The 15,253-nt window shown below is 67.2% G+C and carries 16 protein-coding genes and 2 tRNA genes; 3 read left to right on the top strand and 15 right to left on the bottom strand.

Annotated elements, in window-relative coordinates; translation table 11 throughout:
* Positions 1-240 (top strand): integrase core domain-containing protein (locus Q331_RS0118800; RefSeq protein ID WP_026381930.1); only part of this gene is annotated, 240 nt, incomplete at its 5' end.
* A 133-nt stretch (positions 241-373) separates the two neighbouring features.
* Here the strand turns inward: Q331_RS0118800 and Q331_RS0118795 are convergent.
* The 3 genes from Q331_RS0118795 to Q331_RS0118785 form a co-directional block, all read right to left on the bottom strand.
* A tRNA-Ser gene (locus Q331_RS0118795) sits at positions 374-466 on the bottom strand.
* A 114-nt stretch (positions 467-580) separates the two neighbouring features.
* Positions 581-2,629: a TRAP transporter permease gene (locus tag Q331_RS0118790; RefSeq protein ID WP_026381929.1), complete on the bottom strand. Its 2,049-nt coding sequence runs from the start codon at positions 2,627-2,629 to the stop codon at positions 581-583.
* Between the two features lie 87 nt (positions 2,630-2,716).
* Entirely contained in the window at positions 2,717-3,733 is a 1,017-nt protein-coding gene (locus tag Q331_RS0118785; protein ID WP_026381928.1) for a TAXI family TRAP transporter solute-binding subunit, read from the bottom strand.
* A 273-nt stretch (positions 3,734-4,006) separates the two neighbouring features.
* On the opposite strand from Q331_RS0118785, the gene Q331_RS0118780 reads away from it, so the two are divergent.
* Positions 4,007-4,678, top strand: a complete 672-nt coding sequence (locus tag Q331_RS0118780; RefSeq protein WP_026381927.1) for a TenA family protein — start codon at positions 4,007-4,009, stop codon at positions 4,676-4,678.
* 80 nt (positions 4,679-4,758) lie between these two features.
* On the opposite strand, the gene Q331_RS24360 is transcribed toward Q331_RS0118780, so the two are convergent.
* The 12 genes from Q331_RS24360 to Q331_RS22700 all read right to left on the bottom strand — a co-directional run bounded on the left by Q331_RS24360 (position 4,759) and on the right by Q331_RS22700 (position 14,775).
* The gene (locus Q331_RS24360; protein WP_281173917.1) at positions 4,759-4,884 is read right to left on the bottom strand and encodes a hypothetical protein; all 126 of its coding nucleotides are present in this window, start codon (positions 4,882-4,884) and stop codon (positions 4,759-4,761) included.
* Positions 4,881-5,102, bottom strand: a complete 222-nt coding sequence (locus Q331_RS24000; RefSeq protein ID WP_051631358.1) for a hypothetical protein — start codon at positions 5,100-5,102, stop codon at positions 4,881-4,883. Before Q331_RS24000 ends, Q331_RS24360 begins: the two co-directional genes overlap by 4 nt.
* A gap of 39 nt (positions 5,103-5,141) precedes the next feature.
* A complete protein-coding gene (locus Q331_RS0118770; protein ID WP_034493199.1) occupies positions 5,142-6,089 on the bottom strand; it encodes a phosphatidate cytidylyltransferase in 948 nt (315 codons plus the stop codon).
* Complete coding sequence (locus Q331_RS22710; RefSeq protein WP_051631357.1) at positions 6,079-6,741, bottom strand: lysophospholipid acyltransferase family protein; 663 nt, start codon at positions 6,739-6,741, stop codon at positions 6,079-6,081. Before Q331_RS22710 ends, Q331_RS0118770 begins: the two co-directional genes overlap by 11 nt.
* Positions 6,738-7,358: a CDP-alcohol phosphatidyltransferase family protein gene (locus Q331_RS0118760; RefSeq protein WP_026381925.1), complete on the bottom strand. Its 621-nt coding sequence runs from the start codon at positions 7,356-7,358 to the stop codon at positions 6,738-6,740. Before Q331_RS0118760 ends, Q331_RS22710 begins: the two co-directional genes overlap by 4 nt.
* A gap of 118 nt (positions 7,359-7,476) precedes the next feature.
* Entirely contained in the window at positions 7,477-8,283 is an 807-nt protein-coding gene (locus tag Q331_RS0118755; protein ID WP_026381924.1) for a fructosamine kinase family protein, read from the bottom strand.
* Positions 8,280-8,771, bottom strand: a complete 492-nt coding sequence (locus tag Q331_RS0118750) for a low molecular weight protein-tyrosine-phosphatase (protein WP_034493196.1) — start codon at positions 8,769-8,771, stop codon at positions 8,280-8,282. The genes Q331_RS0118755 and Q331_RS0118750 overlap by 4 nt, the downstream gene beginning before the upstream one ends.
* A gap of 90 nt (positions 8,772-8,861) precedes the next feature.
* A complete protein-coding gene (locus tag Q331_RS0118745) occupies positions 8,862-9,575 on the bottom strand; it encodes a glutathione binding-like protein (RefSeq protein WP_026381922.1) in 714 nt (237 codons plus the stop codon).
* 185 nt (positions 9,576-9,760) lie between these two features.
* Positions 9,761-11,065 carry an RsmB/NOP family class I SAM-dependent RNA methyltransferase gene (locus Q331_RS0118740; RefSeq protein ID WP_026381921.1) on the bottom strand — a complete coding sequence of 435 codons (1,305 nt, stop codon included), beginning with the start codon at positions 11,063-11,065 and terminating at the stop codon, positions 9,761-9,763.
* 6 nt (positions 11,066-11,071) lie between these two features.
* Positions 11,072-12,571 (bottom strand): IMP dehydrogenase, encoded by a 1,500-nt coding sequence (guaB, locus tag Q331_RS0118735; RefSeq protein WP_026381920.1) that lies wholly within the window; start codon positions 12,569-12,571, stop codon positions 11,072-11,074.
* Positions 12,572-12,776: 205 nt separating this feature from the next.
* Positions 12,777-13,487 (bottom strand): RlmE family RNA methyltransferase, encoded by a 711-nt coding sequence (locus Q331_RS22705; RefSeq protein ID WP_051631356.1) that lies wholly within the window; start codon positions 13,485-13,487, stop codon positions 12,777-12,779.
* Positions 13,488-13,521: 34 nt separating this feature from the next.
* A complete protein-coding gene (locus tag Q331_RS22700; protein ID WP_084175160.1) occupies positions 13,522-14,775 on the bottom strand; it encodes a Ppx/GppA phosphatase family protein in 1,254 nt (417 codons plus the stop codon).
* Between the two features lie 211 nt (positions 14,776-14,986).
* Between Q331_RS22700 and Q331_RS0118720 the strand changes: the two genes are divergently transcribed.
* Positions 14,987-15,060: transfer RNA gene (locus tag Q331_RS0118720), tRNA-Gln, on the top strand.
* Positions 15,061-15,253 lie beyond the last annotated feature (193 nt).

Genomic DNA, 15,253 nt, shown 5'->3' with positions numbered 1-15,253 from the left:
CACCAGACGCTGAAGAACCGGATCCTGCTCGAGAACCACTATCTGCCCGGCGCGCTCGAGGCCGCCATCGGCGACTTCATCGATCACTACAACCACCGCCGCGTCCACGAGAGCCTCGGTAACGTCACGCCTGCCGATGCCTACTTCGGCAGGGCGCCGGCCATCCTCGAGGAGAGAAGGAGGATCAAGGACGAAACCATCCGGCAGCGCCGCTTGCTCAACCAGCAGCCCGCAGCCTAACGTCAACCCAATCGAGCCAGACCCTCCAAAGCGTCATGGCCTCCGAAGTCCCGAAATATCTGACGACGGACAATTGGTGGGTACCAAAAACCCGAATCCGCGAAATTCTGCATTTTTATCAATGGCTTAGGGATGGCGGAGAGGAAGGGATTCGAACCCTCGAGACGGTTTCAAGCCGTCTACTCCCTTAGCAGGGGAGCGCCTTCGACCACTCGGCCACCTCTCCACTTCCCGAAATGGCCGCTTTCCTCGCCCGCGTCAACCGGCTGCGCGCCACGCCAGCACAGGAAAAGCGCCGGCGCCCTGCGTCCCGCGCGCGGCAGGCCGCGAGGCGCAAGGCTCACCCCGCCGTCGGGCTCTGCGCCGGGCGGCTTTGCGGGATGGCGAAGAAGACCTGGCGCAACAGCACCAGGAAGAGAATGCCGAGGCCGATCGCCGTGGAGACGAATTCCGGCGCCACCAGGAGCATCGCCGCGATGGCGAGCACCCAGCGCTCCACAAGATAGAGCGCACCGAAGAGCCAGCCGCCGAAAGCGGCCGAGAGCGCGGTGATGCCGATCACGGTGCCGGTGAAGGCGAGCGCGAAGGAGGACCAGGTGAAGCCCTCGGTGACGAGAAGCAGCGAGGGCGAGAAGACGAAGACGAAGGGAACCAGCGCCTTGCCCATGCCGAGACGGAAAGCGGTGTTGCCGGCCTTGAAGGGATTGGCGTTGGCAATGCCCGCCCCGGCATAGGCGGCGAGCGCCACCGGCGGGGTGATGTCGGCGAGAACGCCGTAATAGAAGACGAAGAAATGCGCCACCAGCGGGGCGATGCCGAGAAGGCCCAGCACCGGGGCGGCGACGGAGACCATGATGAGATAGGTCGCCGTGGTGGGGATGCCGCAGCCCATGACGATGCACACGATCGCCGTCAGGATGAGCGTGATGAGAAGCGTCAGCGTCGACACTTCCACAATGGCGAAGGGAATGAAGGGGGCGACAAGCCCCGCCCACTGGCCGGCGGTGGAGGTGACCATATAGGCGATCTTGAAGGAAACGCCGGTCAAGGTGACGACGCCGATGATGATGCCCACCGTGGCCGCCGCCGCGCCGACGGCGAGGGCGTATTTGGCGCCGAGCACGAAAGCCTCCAGAACGTCCTTGACGCCGATGCGGTTCAAAGGATTGACGAGGCCGACGACGATGCAGGCGGTGATGCCCCAGAAAGCGGCGAGATAGGGCGTGAAGCCCTGCAGCAGGATGAAGATGAGAATGAAGAGCGGCAGCAGCGTCGGCCAGTCGCGCTTGAGGATGGTGCCGACCCTCGGCAACTCGTCGCGCGTCAGGCCGCGCAGTCCGAGGCGCTTGGCCTCGAAATGCACCTGGCAGAGAACGCCGAAAAAATGCATCGCCGCCGGCACGATGGCCGCCACGATGATGGTCGTATAGGGCACGCCCAAAAACTCGATCATCAAAAAGGCGGCCGCGCCCATCACCGGCGGGGTGATCTGCCCGCCGGTGGAGGAGGCCGCCTCCACGGCGGCCGCGAAATGGCGCGGATAGCCGATGCGGATCATCGCCGGGATGGTCAGCGCACCCGTCGTCACCGTATTGGCGATGGAGGAGCCGGAGATGGAGCCGAGAAGGGCGGAGGAAAAGACGGAGACCTTGGCCGGCCCACCGGAGAAGCGTCCGGCGAAGGCGGAGGCGAAATCGATGAAGAGGCGGCCAAGACCGATGCGCGTTGCCAAGACGCCGAAAAGCACGAAATGGAAGACATAGGTGGCGACGACGCCGACCGGCAGGCCGTAGATGCCCTGGCTCGTCAGATAGAGATGGTTGACCAGCGTCGACCAATCGCTGCCGGGATGGACGAGAACGCCGGGCGCCTGACGCCCGAACACGGCATAGGCCATGACGATGATGGCGATCAGCGGCAGCGGCCAGCCCATGGAGCGCCGCGTCGCCTCCAACAGGACGAGGATCATCACCGTGCCCATGGCAACGTCGAGGGGCAGCGGATTGCCGACCCGGAAGGCGAGATCGTCGAAGATATAGGGCACGTAGAGCGCCGAGACGCCAGCTGCGAGGACGAAGAGCCAGTCGGTGAGCGGCAGGCCGAGCGGGCGCCAAAAGCCGGAGGGGTAGAGCCTGCTCTGGCCCTTCTTGGTGGCGGCGAAGACGATGAAGATCAGCGCCAGCACGAAGGCAAGATGCACGCCGCGATGGTTGACCTCGCGCAACAGGCCGAAGCCGGCGGTGTAATAGTGAAACAGCGACAGGGCGAAGAGGAGGATGGCGGCGATGGTGCCGGCGGCGCGGCCGAGCGGGCGGAAGCGCACCTCCGGGTCGAAGCGCTCCTCCATCTCCTGCACATGGGCCGGGTCGATCTCTTTTTCTTCGCGCATCGGAAACCTTTCCCTTGCCCGCGCAATCCGCTCAAACGACAGCAGGCGGCGGAAGGCCCCGCCGCCTGCGAGCATTTTCAAGATGGCTTACTGCAGCAGCCCGGCTTCCTTGTAGAAGCGCTCGGCGCCCGGATGCAGCGGGATGCCGACGCCATCGAGCGCGGTTTCCTTGGTGATCGACTTGCCCTTGGCGTGGCCGTTGTCGAGGAGCTTGCGCGTATTGTCGTTCCACAGCGCCTTGGTGATCTCGTAGACGAGCTCTTCCGGCTGATCGGCGCTGGTCACCCATTGGGCGCCGACCGACAGCGTCTCAACGTCGCTCTCCTGGCCCTCATAGGTGCCGGCCGGGACGGTGTTTGGCGCGAAGAACTCGTAATTGCCGATCACGCTCTCAGCCTCCGGCCCGGAGATCGGCACGACGGTGATCTCGGTGTTGGTGGCGAGCTCCACGATGGCGCCGGCCGGGAAGCCGCCGACGAAGAAGAAGGCGTCCATCGCCCCGTCGCGCATGCGGTCGGCCGCCTGGTTCGGCTTCAGGTATTCCGGCTCGACGCTTTCCTCGTTGAGACCGTAGGCCTCCAGGATGAGGCGGGCGTCGACGAGGGTGCCGGAGCCGGGCTCGTCGAGCGAGACGCGCTTGCCTTCCAAATCGGCGACGGACTGAATGCCGGAAGCCTTGCTGGCGATGAGATGGATGCTTTCGGGATAGAGATTGGCGATGGCGCGCAGCTTCTCAACCTTGCCCTTGCCCTCAAAGACGCCGGTGCCGGTCTGCGCCCAATAGGCGACGTCGGACTGGGAGAAGCCCGATTCCACGGCGCCGGAGCCGATGGCGTTGACATTGGCAACCGAGCCGTTGGAAGCGATGGCCGTGGCCACGAGGCCCGGCACGCCGCAGGAGCCGCCCTCCTCGCAGGGGCGCGAGCCCGGCGGGTTGGAAATGGCGTTCGCCAAAAGGCCGCCGATGGGGAAATAGGTCCCGGCGGTACCGCCCGTGGCGATGCGGAAAAACTGCATGTCCTGGGCATAGGAGGCGCTGCCGAAGGCGAGGCCGGCCACGGCCAAAGCGGCGCCGATCAGCTTCTTGGACGGGATGAATCGCATTCTCGTTTCCTCATATGGGCTGGAACGTCGCGCCCGGGCGGGCGCGCGCTGGCCGGCAGCATAGCTGCGATGCAAGTGCCATGGAAACCGCGATTTGGAGAAGCGTCTCAATGTCCTGGCAGGAACGCCGCGGCCCCGGCACGAGCCGGCTCAAGGGGCAGCCGGCATCTTTCGCCAGACCTCAGCGGGATGCATCCCTGGCCTCCCGAAAGAGGTCTTCAACCTGACGGCGAAAGCCTCTAGGAGCATGAGCGAGGCAAAGCTGGGGAGACCATGACCGACACCACCTTCTCGCGCGCCGCGTGGGCGCGCAACGAAAGCCTTTACGAGACCATTCGCACCATGCCCTTCAATGCGGAGCTTGCCGCCGGCACGCTCTCTGAAGACCGTTTCAAGCATTACATCGTGCAGGACGCGCATTATCTCGTCGGCTTCGGCCGGGCGCTGGCGATCGCCGCCGCCAAGGCGCCGGAGCCGGATCTCATCGTGCAGCTCGCCGGCGCGGCGGAGGAGGCAATCGTGGTGGAGCGGGCCCTGCACGGCTCCTTCTTCAAGAGCTACGGCGTCGGCCCCGACGTCTTCGCCTCGACGCCGCGTTCGCCCACCTGCCACCACTACGTCTCCTTCCTGATGGGAACGGCCTGGGGCGAGCCCTACGAAGTGGCGCTCGGGGCGCTGCTTCCCTGCTTCTGGATTTATGCCGAGATCGGCCGCGACATTCTTAGCCGCGCGGCCGCGCCCAACCCCTACGCGGCGTGGATCGACACCTATGCGGGCGAGGAATTCCACGAAGGCGTGCGGGCGATGATTGCGGCGACCGACGCAGCGCTCGCCAAGGCCTCCCCCGAGATGAATGCGCGGGCGCATCACGCCTTCGACCGCGCGACGCAGCTGGAATGGATGTTCTGGGATTCCGCCTACCGGCTGGAGCAATGGCCGGTGTGAGCCGAGCTCACGTCGTGGAGAAGAAATAGCCCGCCGGCTTTCTCTCGGGCTCGCCGAGCATCCTTCGCCGGCGCCACGGCTCAGGCCGGATGACGCGGATCGCGGCGTCTGTCTTGACGACGCGAGAGGAAATAGAAGAACACGGCGATGACCACTGCGCCGACCGGCAAAATGCTGAAAAGAAAGATGAATTCGAGGTTGCTCATGCGGCGAGACCTGCAAGCACCTTACGTCCCAACCAATGTAAGGCCGCACTGCCCAGGAGGCAAACGATAGAGACGAGCGCAACCGACCAGACCGGCCGTTCCGGCGATACGTCGAGAGCCAAGGAGATCGGGGGCGCAAGCCCTCCGATGGCAAGAACGGCGATGGCTAAGCCGTTGAAATAGTTTGCCGTTAGTTTGATACGCTCATTCTGGATCATCGCTGGATGCCTTGCCTCCAACCGTATGGATGACCGCGCTCACGTCGTGGAGAAGAAATAGCGCGTTAGGTGAAAGAAGATCGGGGCAGCGAAGACCAGGCTGTCGATGCGGTCGAGCATGCCGCCATGGCCCTCGATCATGCGGCCCCAATCCTTGACGCCGCGGTCGCGCTTGATCGCCGACATGACGAGGCCACCGAAGAAGCCCATGGCGGTGATCAGCGCCGCCATGAGGCCGGCCTGGAGCGGCGTGAAGGGGGTGGCCCACCACATCGCCGCGCCGAGCAAGGTCGCCGCGCCAGCCCCGCCGAGAAGCCCTTCCCAGGTCTTCGACGGCGACAGGCTAGGCGCCAGCCTGTGGCGGCCGAAGAGCTTGCCGAAAACGTATTGCAGAACGTCGCTCGCCTGCACGACGACGAGCAGGAAGGCGACCAGAAGCAGGTTGCGCCCCTCATAGCCCGGAATGGTGAGGTTGAGCAGCGCCGGGACGTGCGACAGGCAGAAGACGCAGATCATCAATCCCCATTGCGTCTGCGCCACCCGGTCCATGAAGCGCCCGGTATCGCCGCGCAGCGCCGCCACGATGGGCAGGAAGAGGAAGGCGTAGACGGGGATGAAGACGGCGTAGATGCCGTATTGGTCGGCGAGGACCAGCGCATATTGCACCGGCAGGGCGATGAAGAAGATCGCCGCCAGGGCATAGTGGTCGCCGCGGCGCGTCGACGTCAGCGTCATGAATTCGCGCAGCGCGGTGAAGGAGGCGAAGGCGAAGAGGAGGACGACCGCCCAATTGCCGGCGGCGAAGGCGAGCGCCAGAAGCGCCACCATCACCCACCACGCCTTGATGCGGTCGTTGAGGTTGTCGACGACCGGGCTCGGCCGCTCCCAGCCGCTCCACCATTTCAGGAAGAAGCCGATGAGCGAGGCGAGCGCCAGGATCGCCACGATGCCGCCCGCAATGGCGGCGACCTGCCATTCAGGCGCCATCCCCGCCCCCCTTTCCGACAGCGCCTTCGCCGTTGGCTCGCGGCGCGGCGGCAAGCAGCGCCTGCCGCGCCCGCGCCAGGAAGGCCTCCTTGGTCTCGCCGGCGCGCAGCGTCAGCGGCTCGCCGAAGGTGACGGTGCATAAAAGCGGCACCGGCACCACCTCGCCCTTGGGCAGAACGCGGTTGAGATTGTCGATCCAGACCGGCACGCATTCCACCTGCGGCGCGCTAGAGGCAAGGCGGTAGATGCCGCTCTTGAAGGGCAGCAGCTTCTCCTCGCCGGCGTTGCGGGTGCCTTCCGGGAAGATGATGAGGGAGGCGCCGCCGGCGAGCGCGTCGGCCATCATCTCGATCGGGTTCGGCGCATCCGCGGCGGGCCGGCGGGCAATCAGCACGGCGCGGAAGACGCGCTCGGCGATGAAGCGGCGCAGCGGCGTCGCCGTCCAGTAATCGGCGGCCGCGACCGGCCGCGTCGTCTGACGGATCGCCGGCGGCAGCACCGCCCAAAGAAGCACGAAATCGCCATGGCTGACATGGTTGGCGAAATAGATGCGCCGGCGCAGCTCCGGCCCGGTGCCGCGCCATTCGGCGCGCACGCCGGTGGCAAGCCGGGCAAGCAGCACCACGAAAATGGCGACGAGGCCCTCCATCATGCCGCCCCGTCCACGCCTCGCCCCGCCCCCGCAAGGCCGGCGCGCACCCGCCGCACGACGGTCCAGACGAGCAGCGCCGCCAGGAGATAGAGAAGATAAAGGCTCCATTGCGGCAGCGGCAGGCCGAGCCCGACCCAGGCGCCGGCAAGGCCGAGAACGAACGCCCTGTCGCTCTTGCCCATCGGCCCGTCGTAGCGGCGCGCCCCGCCCAGCGCCTGAGCCAGGACGCCGGCGAATTCCGTCAGCAGCGCCAGAACGACGATGAGAGCGACGGAGAAGGCGCCGAAGGGGGGCAGGATAGCGAAGGGCGCGATCAGGGCCGCGTCGGAGACGACGTCGCCGAGCTCGTTGAGATAGGCGCCGAGGCGGCTCTTCTGACCGTGCTCGCGCGCCAGAATGCCGTCGACGGCGTTGAAGGCCATGCGCAGCGCGAGCCAGAGGGGCAGGAGGAGGAAGACGGGGCGCGCGCCGGCGAGCCAGACGAGGCCGCCGACGAGGAGCGAGATGGCAGCGGCCGAGAGCGTCACCTGATTGGCGGTGACGCCGCGCCCGGCGAGATCGGCCGCCCAAGGCCTAAGACGCGCCTGGAAGGCCGGCTTGAGGTTGTAAAGCGTCATGGCAGCGTCATGGCAGCGTCATGGCCGAATCGCGCACAAAGCGCCTTTCGCCGGCGATCCTACAGGTTCGGCGGCGATGCGGCAGCCTCGCCATTTGCTGCCGCGCCTTCCCGGCCCGTCACGTCCCGGCGGCGCGAAGCAGCCGCTCCACCATGCCCTGGTAGCCCCCGCCGAAAAGGCGCAGATGCACCAGCGCCGGCCAGAGCTGGTAGATGTGGCGCCGCGCCTCGTGGCCCGGCTCCAGTCGGCCGTAGGCGGCGTAGAAATCCTCACCCGGCCCGCCGAACAGGGCGAGCATGGCAAGGTCGACCTCCCCGTCGCCATAATAGCAGGCCGGATCGATGAGCCCGCTCACCTCGCTGCCGGCAACGAGCACGTTGCCTGCCCACATATCGCCATGCAGCAGCGCCGGGGCGGGCCGCGCCGGCAGGCGGTTCGGCAGATCGGCGACAAGGCCCTCGATACGGCGCGCAAGGCCGCTGCCGATATGCGGCAGGCTCGTCAGAAGCCGCCGCTCGCCCCAGAAGGCGGGCCAGTCCTCGGCAAAGTCGTTGACAATCACGACCGGCCCGAAGGCGAAATCTCTCTTCCAGCCATAACGCTCGCCGCGGCCAGCGTGCAGAGAGGCGAGCGCCCTGCCAAGGCTCGGCCAGGCGCGGGCGAGCCCGCCAGTATCGGGCAGCACCTCCATCGCCAGCGCCGTCTCGCTTGCCGCCAGAACCTTCGGCGCCGGCGCGCCGGTGGCGGCGATGGCTTCCAGCATTTCCGCCTCCACCAGCGGCGCCGGCCCGCCCTTGACAATCGCCTCGCGCCCGTCGGCGAGCGCGATATGGACCAGCGAGGAAAGGTCGCCGCCATGGCGGCCGAGGATACGGGCAAGCTCTCCGCCGAGGAGGTCGGCACCGGCCTCGGCGAGGCCGCTCATTTCGCCGCGCCGAGCCGGCGGGCAAGCGCCCGCGCCCCTGCCGTCACGTCGGCCCAGGTCGTCTGAAACCCGGCCTCGCCGCCGTAATAGGGGTCGGCGACCGCCTCGCCGCGCCTGCCGTCCACATGGTCCATGAGAAGGCTGAGCTCGGCGCGCGCATCGGCCGGGCGCATCGCCTCAAGCTCGGCGTAATTGTCGAGGTCGAGCGCCACGATATGGCTGAAGCGATAGAAATCCTCTTGGCGTACCATACGGGCGCGGTAATGGCCGATATCGACGCCGTAGCGGCGGGCGACGGCCTGGGCGCGCCGGTCGGGCGGCTCGCCGCGATGCCAGTCGCCGGTGCCGGCCGAATCCACCTCCACGGCAAACCCGGCCCGCTCAGCCTCGGCGCGGAAGGCGGCTTCCGCCAGCGGCGAACGGCAGATATTGCCTAGACAGACGAAGAGGATGGCGGGACGCGGCCCGTCTTGTGCGTTTCTTTCCAAGATCGCCTCCCCGCGATGTGCCGCAGCCTTTTGAGAGGGCGGCGGGTCGGCTCCGCCGCCGCCCTCTCAAGACCGCAAGTAAGTCGTCCCTCAGCCGGCGCGCTTGTGCCGCTGGCCGAAAAGGATCGCCTGCGCGTCCTTGTCCTGCGATAGGTCGGAGCGCCTTTCCGCGCCGACGGCCATGCCGCGCTCCACCGCCGGGCGGGCCAAGAGCGCCTCACGCCAGCGCGCCACATTGGGGAATTCGGCAAGATCGACGCCCTGCTTGTCGGGCGTGCGGGCCCAGGAGACGATGGCCATGTCAGCGATGGTGTATTCGCCGCCGGCGACGAAATCGCGGCCTTCCAGGCGCTTGTCGAGGACGCCGTAGAGGCGGTCGGCCTCGTCCTCGTAGCGCTTGATGGCGTAAGGGATCGTCTCCGGCGCGTAATTGCGGAAATGGTGGTTCTGGCCGAGCATCGGCCCGAAACCGCCCATCTGCCACATCAGCCAGCTCTCCACCTCCACACGCTTCCTCTCCTCGGTGGGATAGAAGCGTGCGAACTTGCGGCCGAGATAGAGAAGGATGGCGCCCGATTCGAAGATGGAAATCGGCTCGCCGCCGGGGCCTTTGCGGTCGATGAGCGCCGGCATGCGGTTGTTGGGCGAGATTTTGAGGAAGTCCGGCTGGAACTGCTCGCCCTTACCGATATTGACGAACTTCACCTCATAGGGCGCGCCCACCTCCTCCAGGAAGATGGTGACCTTCCAGCCGTTCGGGGTCGGCCAGTAGTGAAGCTGCAGCTCGGCGTGGGTCTCGGCCATGCAATCATTCTCCTTGTCCATGTGCGCCGGAACCTAGCAGGAGGCCGCCTTCTGGCAAGTGAGCCCGGCGCGGATCAGCAAGCGCGAGACGGCCGGCGCCGTCATGCTTCGAAGGGGGAGAGGCTTGGATGCCAAGGTCGAGCCTTGGCATGACGACAATCCTCGGGGCCGGCACCTTCGGCGGATCAGCCGGCGCGCGACAAAACGGCGAGGAAGAAGCCGTCGGTGTCGGTGCTGGCGGGGGTCAGCGTGATGGAATCGGCCGCCGCCCAGCGCGGCGGCTCCGCCCCCGTCACCGCGCGCCAGAGCGGCGCTGGATCGAGGGGCGAGAAATCGGCATGCGCGGCCCGGAAGGCGGCGATGCGTTCGCCGTTCTCCTCGGTAAAGAGCGAGCAGGTGACATAGGCGAGAAGGCCGCCCGGCCGCACATAGCGGGCGGCCTCGGCGAGGATCAGATCCTGCTCGGCCGCGCGCTCGGCGAGCGCCTCGGGGCGCATCCGCCATTTGGCGTCCGGCCGGCGCCGCCAGGTGCCGGAGCCGGAACAGGGCGCATCGACGAGAACGAGGTCCATGCGCCCTTCAAGGTCCGCCAGCGTCCCCTCCCCCGGCTGGCGCACCTGGACGTTGCGGGCGCCGGCGCGTTTCAGGCGCTCGTAGATCGGCGCCAGGCGCTGGCGATCGGCGTCAAAGGCGAAGACCTGGCCGCGGTTTTCCAGCGCTGCCGAGAACGCCAGCGTCTTGCCGCCGCCGCCGGCGCAAAAATCGAGCACCTGCCCGCCGGCGCCGGCAACCTCCTGCTTCGCCGTCGCTGCCATCAGCGCCACGAGCTGGCTCGCCTCGTCCTGCACCTCCACCCGGCCGCGCCGATAGGCTTCCTCGGCCGTGACATTGACCTGCCGGCGGGCGCCCGCAGTCGCGGCGAGGCGCAGGCCGATCGGTGAGAAGCGCGTCTTCTCCGCGCCGAGACGGGCAAGCTGGCCCGCCACCTTGTCGCGCCCCGCCTTCAGCGTGTTGACCCTCAGATCCAGCGGCGGACGCTCGGCGAGCGCCGCGCCCTCCTCAGCGAAGGCCTCGCCGAAACGAGACGTCAGCGCTTCGGCCGCCCATTCCGGCGCGTCGGCGCGCACCATGTCCGGGGCCTCCTGCAGAGAAATCGATTCAAGTCGTTCACATTCTGATTCACTTAGAAAATCAGGTGCATGGCGGTCGTCGCTGAAAAGCTGATTCAGCTTCTTCGGGTCCTCGCCCCAGCCGTAGACGACGGCGCCGAGGGCGAGCGCGCGCGGCGTTTCAGAACCCATGCGCCAAGCGATGGAGGCGCGCTTCCTGAGCGCGTCATAGACGATATCGCCGATCGCGGCCCGGTCGCCGGAACCGGCGAAACGGTGCGACAGGCCCCAATCCTTCAGCGCCTCGGAGGCCGGCCGATGACGCGTCTCGATCTCAGACAGAACCTCGATGGCGGCCGATATGCGGCCGGGAAGACGCAAGGCGGCTCAACCCTGGCCGGGATAATTCGGGCTCTCGCGCGTCAGCTGCACATCGTGGATGTGGCTCTCGCGCAGACCCGCGCCGGAGATGCGCAGGAACTCGGCCTTGTCGCGGAACTCGGCTAGGCTTCCGGCGCCGACATAGCCCATGGCCGCCCTGAGGCCGCCGGCGAGCTGGTGCAGGACCTGCGCCACCGGTCCCTTATAAGGCACCTGCCCTTCCACGCCCTCCGGCACCAGCTTCAGTGAATCGCGCACCTCGGCCTGGAAATAACGGTCGGCGGAGCCTCTCGCCATCGCCCCGACGGAGCCCATGCCGCGATAGGCCTTATAGGAGCGGCCCTGATAGAGATAGACCTCGCCGGGACTCTCGTCGGTACCGGCGAGCAGCGAGCCCACCATGGCGACGGAGGCGCCGGCGGCGAGCGCCTTGGCGAGGTCGCCGGAGAACTTGATGCCGCCATCGGCGATCACCGGGATGTCGGCCTTCGCCGCCTCCTCCACCGTTTCCAGGATCGCGGTGAGCTGCGGCACGCCGACGCCGGCGACGACGCGGGTGGTGCAGATGGAGCCCGGCCCGATGCCGACCTTGATGCAATCGGCGCCGGCGTCGATCAGCGCCTTGGCGCCGGCGGCGGTCGCCACGTTGCCGGCGACGATCTGGGTGACGTTGGAGAGCTTCTTGATGGCGGTGACGCTTTCCAGAACGCGCGAGGAATGGCCGTGGGCGGTATCGATGACGATGACGTCGCAGCCGGCATCGATGAGGCGCTCGGAGCGCTCAAGCCCGGCCTCGCCGACATTGGTGGCGGCGGCGACGCGCAGGCGGCCCTGTGCGTCCTTGGCCGAATCGGGATGCAGGCGCGCCTTCTCGATGTCCTTCACGGTGATGAGGCCGATGCAGTTCTGCGCCTCGTCGACGACGAGCAGCTTCTCGATGCGGTGCTTGTGCAAAAGCCGCTTGGCCTCGTCCTGGCTGACGTTCTCCTGCACCGTGACGAGATCGCGGGTCATCAGCTCGGAGACCGGCTGGTCGGGATCGGAGGCAAAGCGCACGTCGCGGTTGGTCAGGATACCGACGAGCTTGCCGACCATGGCGCCGCCCGCGCCGCCGTTCACCACCACCGGCACGCCGGAAATGTCGTGGGCGCGCATCAGCGCCTTGGCCTCGGCGAGCGTCGCCTCCGGGCCGATGACGAGCGGGTTCACCACCATGCCGGATTCGAACTTCTTCACCTGCCGGACCTCTTCGGCCTGGGCTTCCGGCTCCAGATTGCGGTGAATGACGCCGAGGCCGCCGGCCTGGGCCATGGCGATGGCGAGACGCGCCTCCGTCACCGTATCCATCGCCGAGGAGATGATCGGCAGCTTAAGAGTGATCTCGCGGGTGAGACGGGTGGAAAGGTCGGTCTCGCCCGGCAGGACATGGGAATGGCCGGGACGCAGAAGCACGTCGTCGAAGGTAAGCGCTTCGCGACCGGTGGAAACGTCGATGATGCGTGGCATGCCACCTCCAGGGGGGCGGATCGCTCCGGGCTAGAGCCTCGACCCGGCCCGGCGATTTGGCGTGAGGATGGCGCGGGTCATTAACACGGGGGTGACGGCTTGCAAATGCCCAGATAGCGCCGCCCCCCGTTTCGCAAGGCAGGGCTGCTATCGGGGCAGAGCGAACGAGGCCGATGGCGTGCGGCGCGGCCTCTGCCGGCAGCGCTCATGCGTCGTCACGCCCTCGTGTCATCCCAGGCTCGGCCTCGGCAACCCTCGCGTTCCGTCCGCCGCGAAAACCCAGCGCCAGCAGATAGGTCTCGGCGCTATCGGCGCGGCTCGCCGGCGGCTTGACGTGCGCGACCTTCTCAAAGCTCTTCTTCAGCTCCGCCAGCAGCCCCGCCTCGGTGCCGCCGCGAAACACCTTGGCGAGGAAGGCGCCGCCGGGGGCGAGCACCGCCTCGGCGAAATCGGCGGCGGCCTCCACCAGCGCCACGATGCGCAGATGATCGGTCTGTCGGTGACCGGTCGTCGGGGCGGCCATGTCGGAGAGCACCAGATCGGCCTTTTCGCCGCCGAGCGCCTCACCCAGACGCTGCAGCGCCTCCTCCTCCATGAAGTCGGCCTTCAGCACGGTCACGCCGGGAATGGGATCCATATCGAGATAGTCGAGGGCGACGACGAGCGGCTTCTCGTCCGTCGAGCCTACCTTGCGCGCGGAGACTTCCGACCAGCCGCCGGGCGCCGCCCCCAGATCGACGACGCGCCTGCCGGGTTTCAACAGCCCATATTTGTCGTCGATCTCGATGAGCTTGTAGGCCGCGCGCGAGCGCCTGCCCTCCCGCTTGGCGCGGGCGACATAAGGATCGTTCAGCTGCCTCTCCAGCCAGCGGCGCGAGGAGGCCTTGCGCTTCTTGGCGCTGGTCAGCCGCGCCATCGTCGTGCCCGTTCGACATCGCCAAGCGCCTGTCTCATTGCGTCTCTCCGGCGGAGCGATCACGCCTTCTTGCCTCGCCCTTGCGACGCTGGTCGCGGCGCGGGCGCAAATGCCCATCGGCGCGCATCAACTGGATGAGGATGCCCTCGCGCAGGCCGCGATCGGCAACGCGCAGGCGCGAGCAGGTAAACTCGGTGCGAATCGCCTCGAAGATGGCGCAGCCGGCGAGCACCAGATCGGCGCGCTCGCGGCCAATGCAGGGATTGGCGATGCGCGCGTCATAATCCATGTCGCGCAGCCGGGTCATCATCGCCTCGATTTCGCTGTCCTCCATCCACAGCCCGTCGACGGAGCGCCGGTCATAGCGCGGCAGATCGAGATGCACGCCGGCGAGCGTCGTCACCGTGCCGGAGGTGCCGAGAAGATGGAAGCGCCGCTCCTTCAGCGCGTTCTTCAGCGCCGGACGGGCGCGGAAGCGGTAGAACTCCTCGCGCACATCCTCCACCATCGCCTGGAAGACCTCCGGCGTGACATCCACCCCGCCATGGCGCTCGGCCAGGGTGACGACGCCGACAGGCAGGGAAGCCCAGGCACGCACCAGGCCGCGTCGGCGGCCGCGGCGACGATCGAGCCAGACGAGTTCCGAAGAGCCGCCGCCAATGTCGAAGAGGACGGCGCCTTCCGTGGCCGGGTCGAGCAAGGGCGCGCAGCCGGCGGCCGCCAGATGCGCCTCCGTGCGCCGGTCGATCATCTCCAGGCGCAGGCCGACCTCCTCCTGAACACGGTCCAGAAAGGCGCGCCCATTGCCGGCGCTGCGACAGGCTTCCGTGGCGATGAGACGGGTGCGGGCGATCTGCCGGCTTTCCAGCTTCTGCTTGCAGACGCGCAGCGCCTCCAGCGCCCGCTCCTGCGCATCGGGGGAGAGGCCGCCATTCTTGGAGACGCCCTCGCCAAGGCGGACGATACGCGAGAAGGAATCGACGACGCGGAAATGCTCGCCGCGCGGCTCGGCGATCAAAAGCCGGCAGTTATTCGTGCCAAGATCGAGGGCGGCATAAAAAGGGCCGCGGCCATAGCGCCCAGGCCCGCCCGGACGGCGGCTGCGCCATCTTTGACCCGGCCGACGGTGGCCCTTCTCCGCTTCGCCGGCAGCGCGCTCCACGACAGGGCGCACAGAGGAGCCCGCTGTCGGAGCGGCGGCGGCCTCGCGCTCCAGGAACAGGCGCGGCGCCGCTTCCGTCGGACCGGGCGTGAATGCGGCCTTGGCCGCATCCGAGCCCTTGGTCATATCTTGTTCTCCTCGCGAGCCCAAAGAGACCCGCGCTCGTTGGCGGCAGATTAGCAGCACCGACGAGGAATGAAAACGTTAAGGCGCAGGCCAGGCCATGCGGCCATGACGGCGACAATCTTCAAGGCCAGGAGGGCCTTGAAAAGCGATCGGCGCCCCTTTAGGTAGACGCCCGTGCGGCCGCGCCTCTCATAGGCGGCGCCGGGCTTCTTGGGGAATAGTTTAACGGTAGAACAGCGGACTCTGACTCCGTCGGTCCTGGTTCGAATCCAGGTTCCCCAGCCAATCACCCCTAAGTGATTGACCTTACAGTGTGATTCTGAGCCAACAGGCCGATTCACACAGACCTGTCTCACAGAGATGTCTGACCGCTCCCGTCCTCGACCGGAGGACTTTTGGGCGTGACAATGATCCAGCACGTGCATCGCCGCGGGGCGGTATATTGGTGGCGTCGCCGTTTACCCTTTGTCGGTATCAA

The sequence above is a fragment of the Afifella pfennigii DSM 17143 genome (assembly GCF_000688515.1).
GTDB classification, from domain to species: domain Bacteria; phylum Pseudomonadota; class Alphaproteobacteria; order Rhizobiales; family Afifellaceae; genus Afifella; species Afifella pfennigii.
This window is presented reverse-complemented; position numbering and strand designations above follow the sequence as displayed.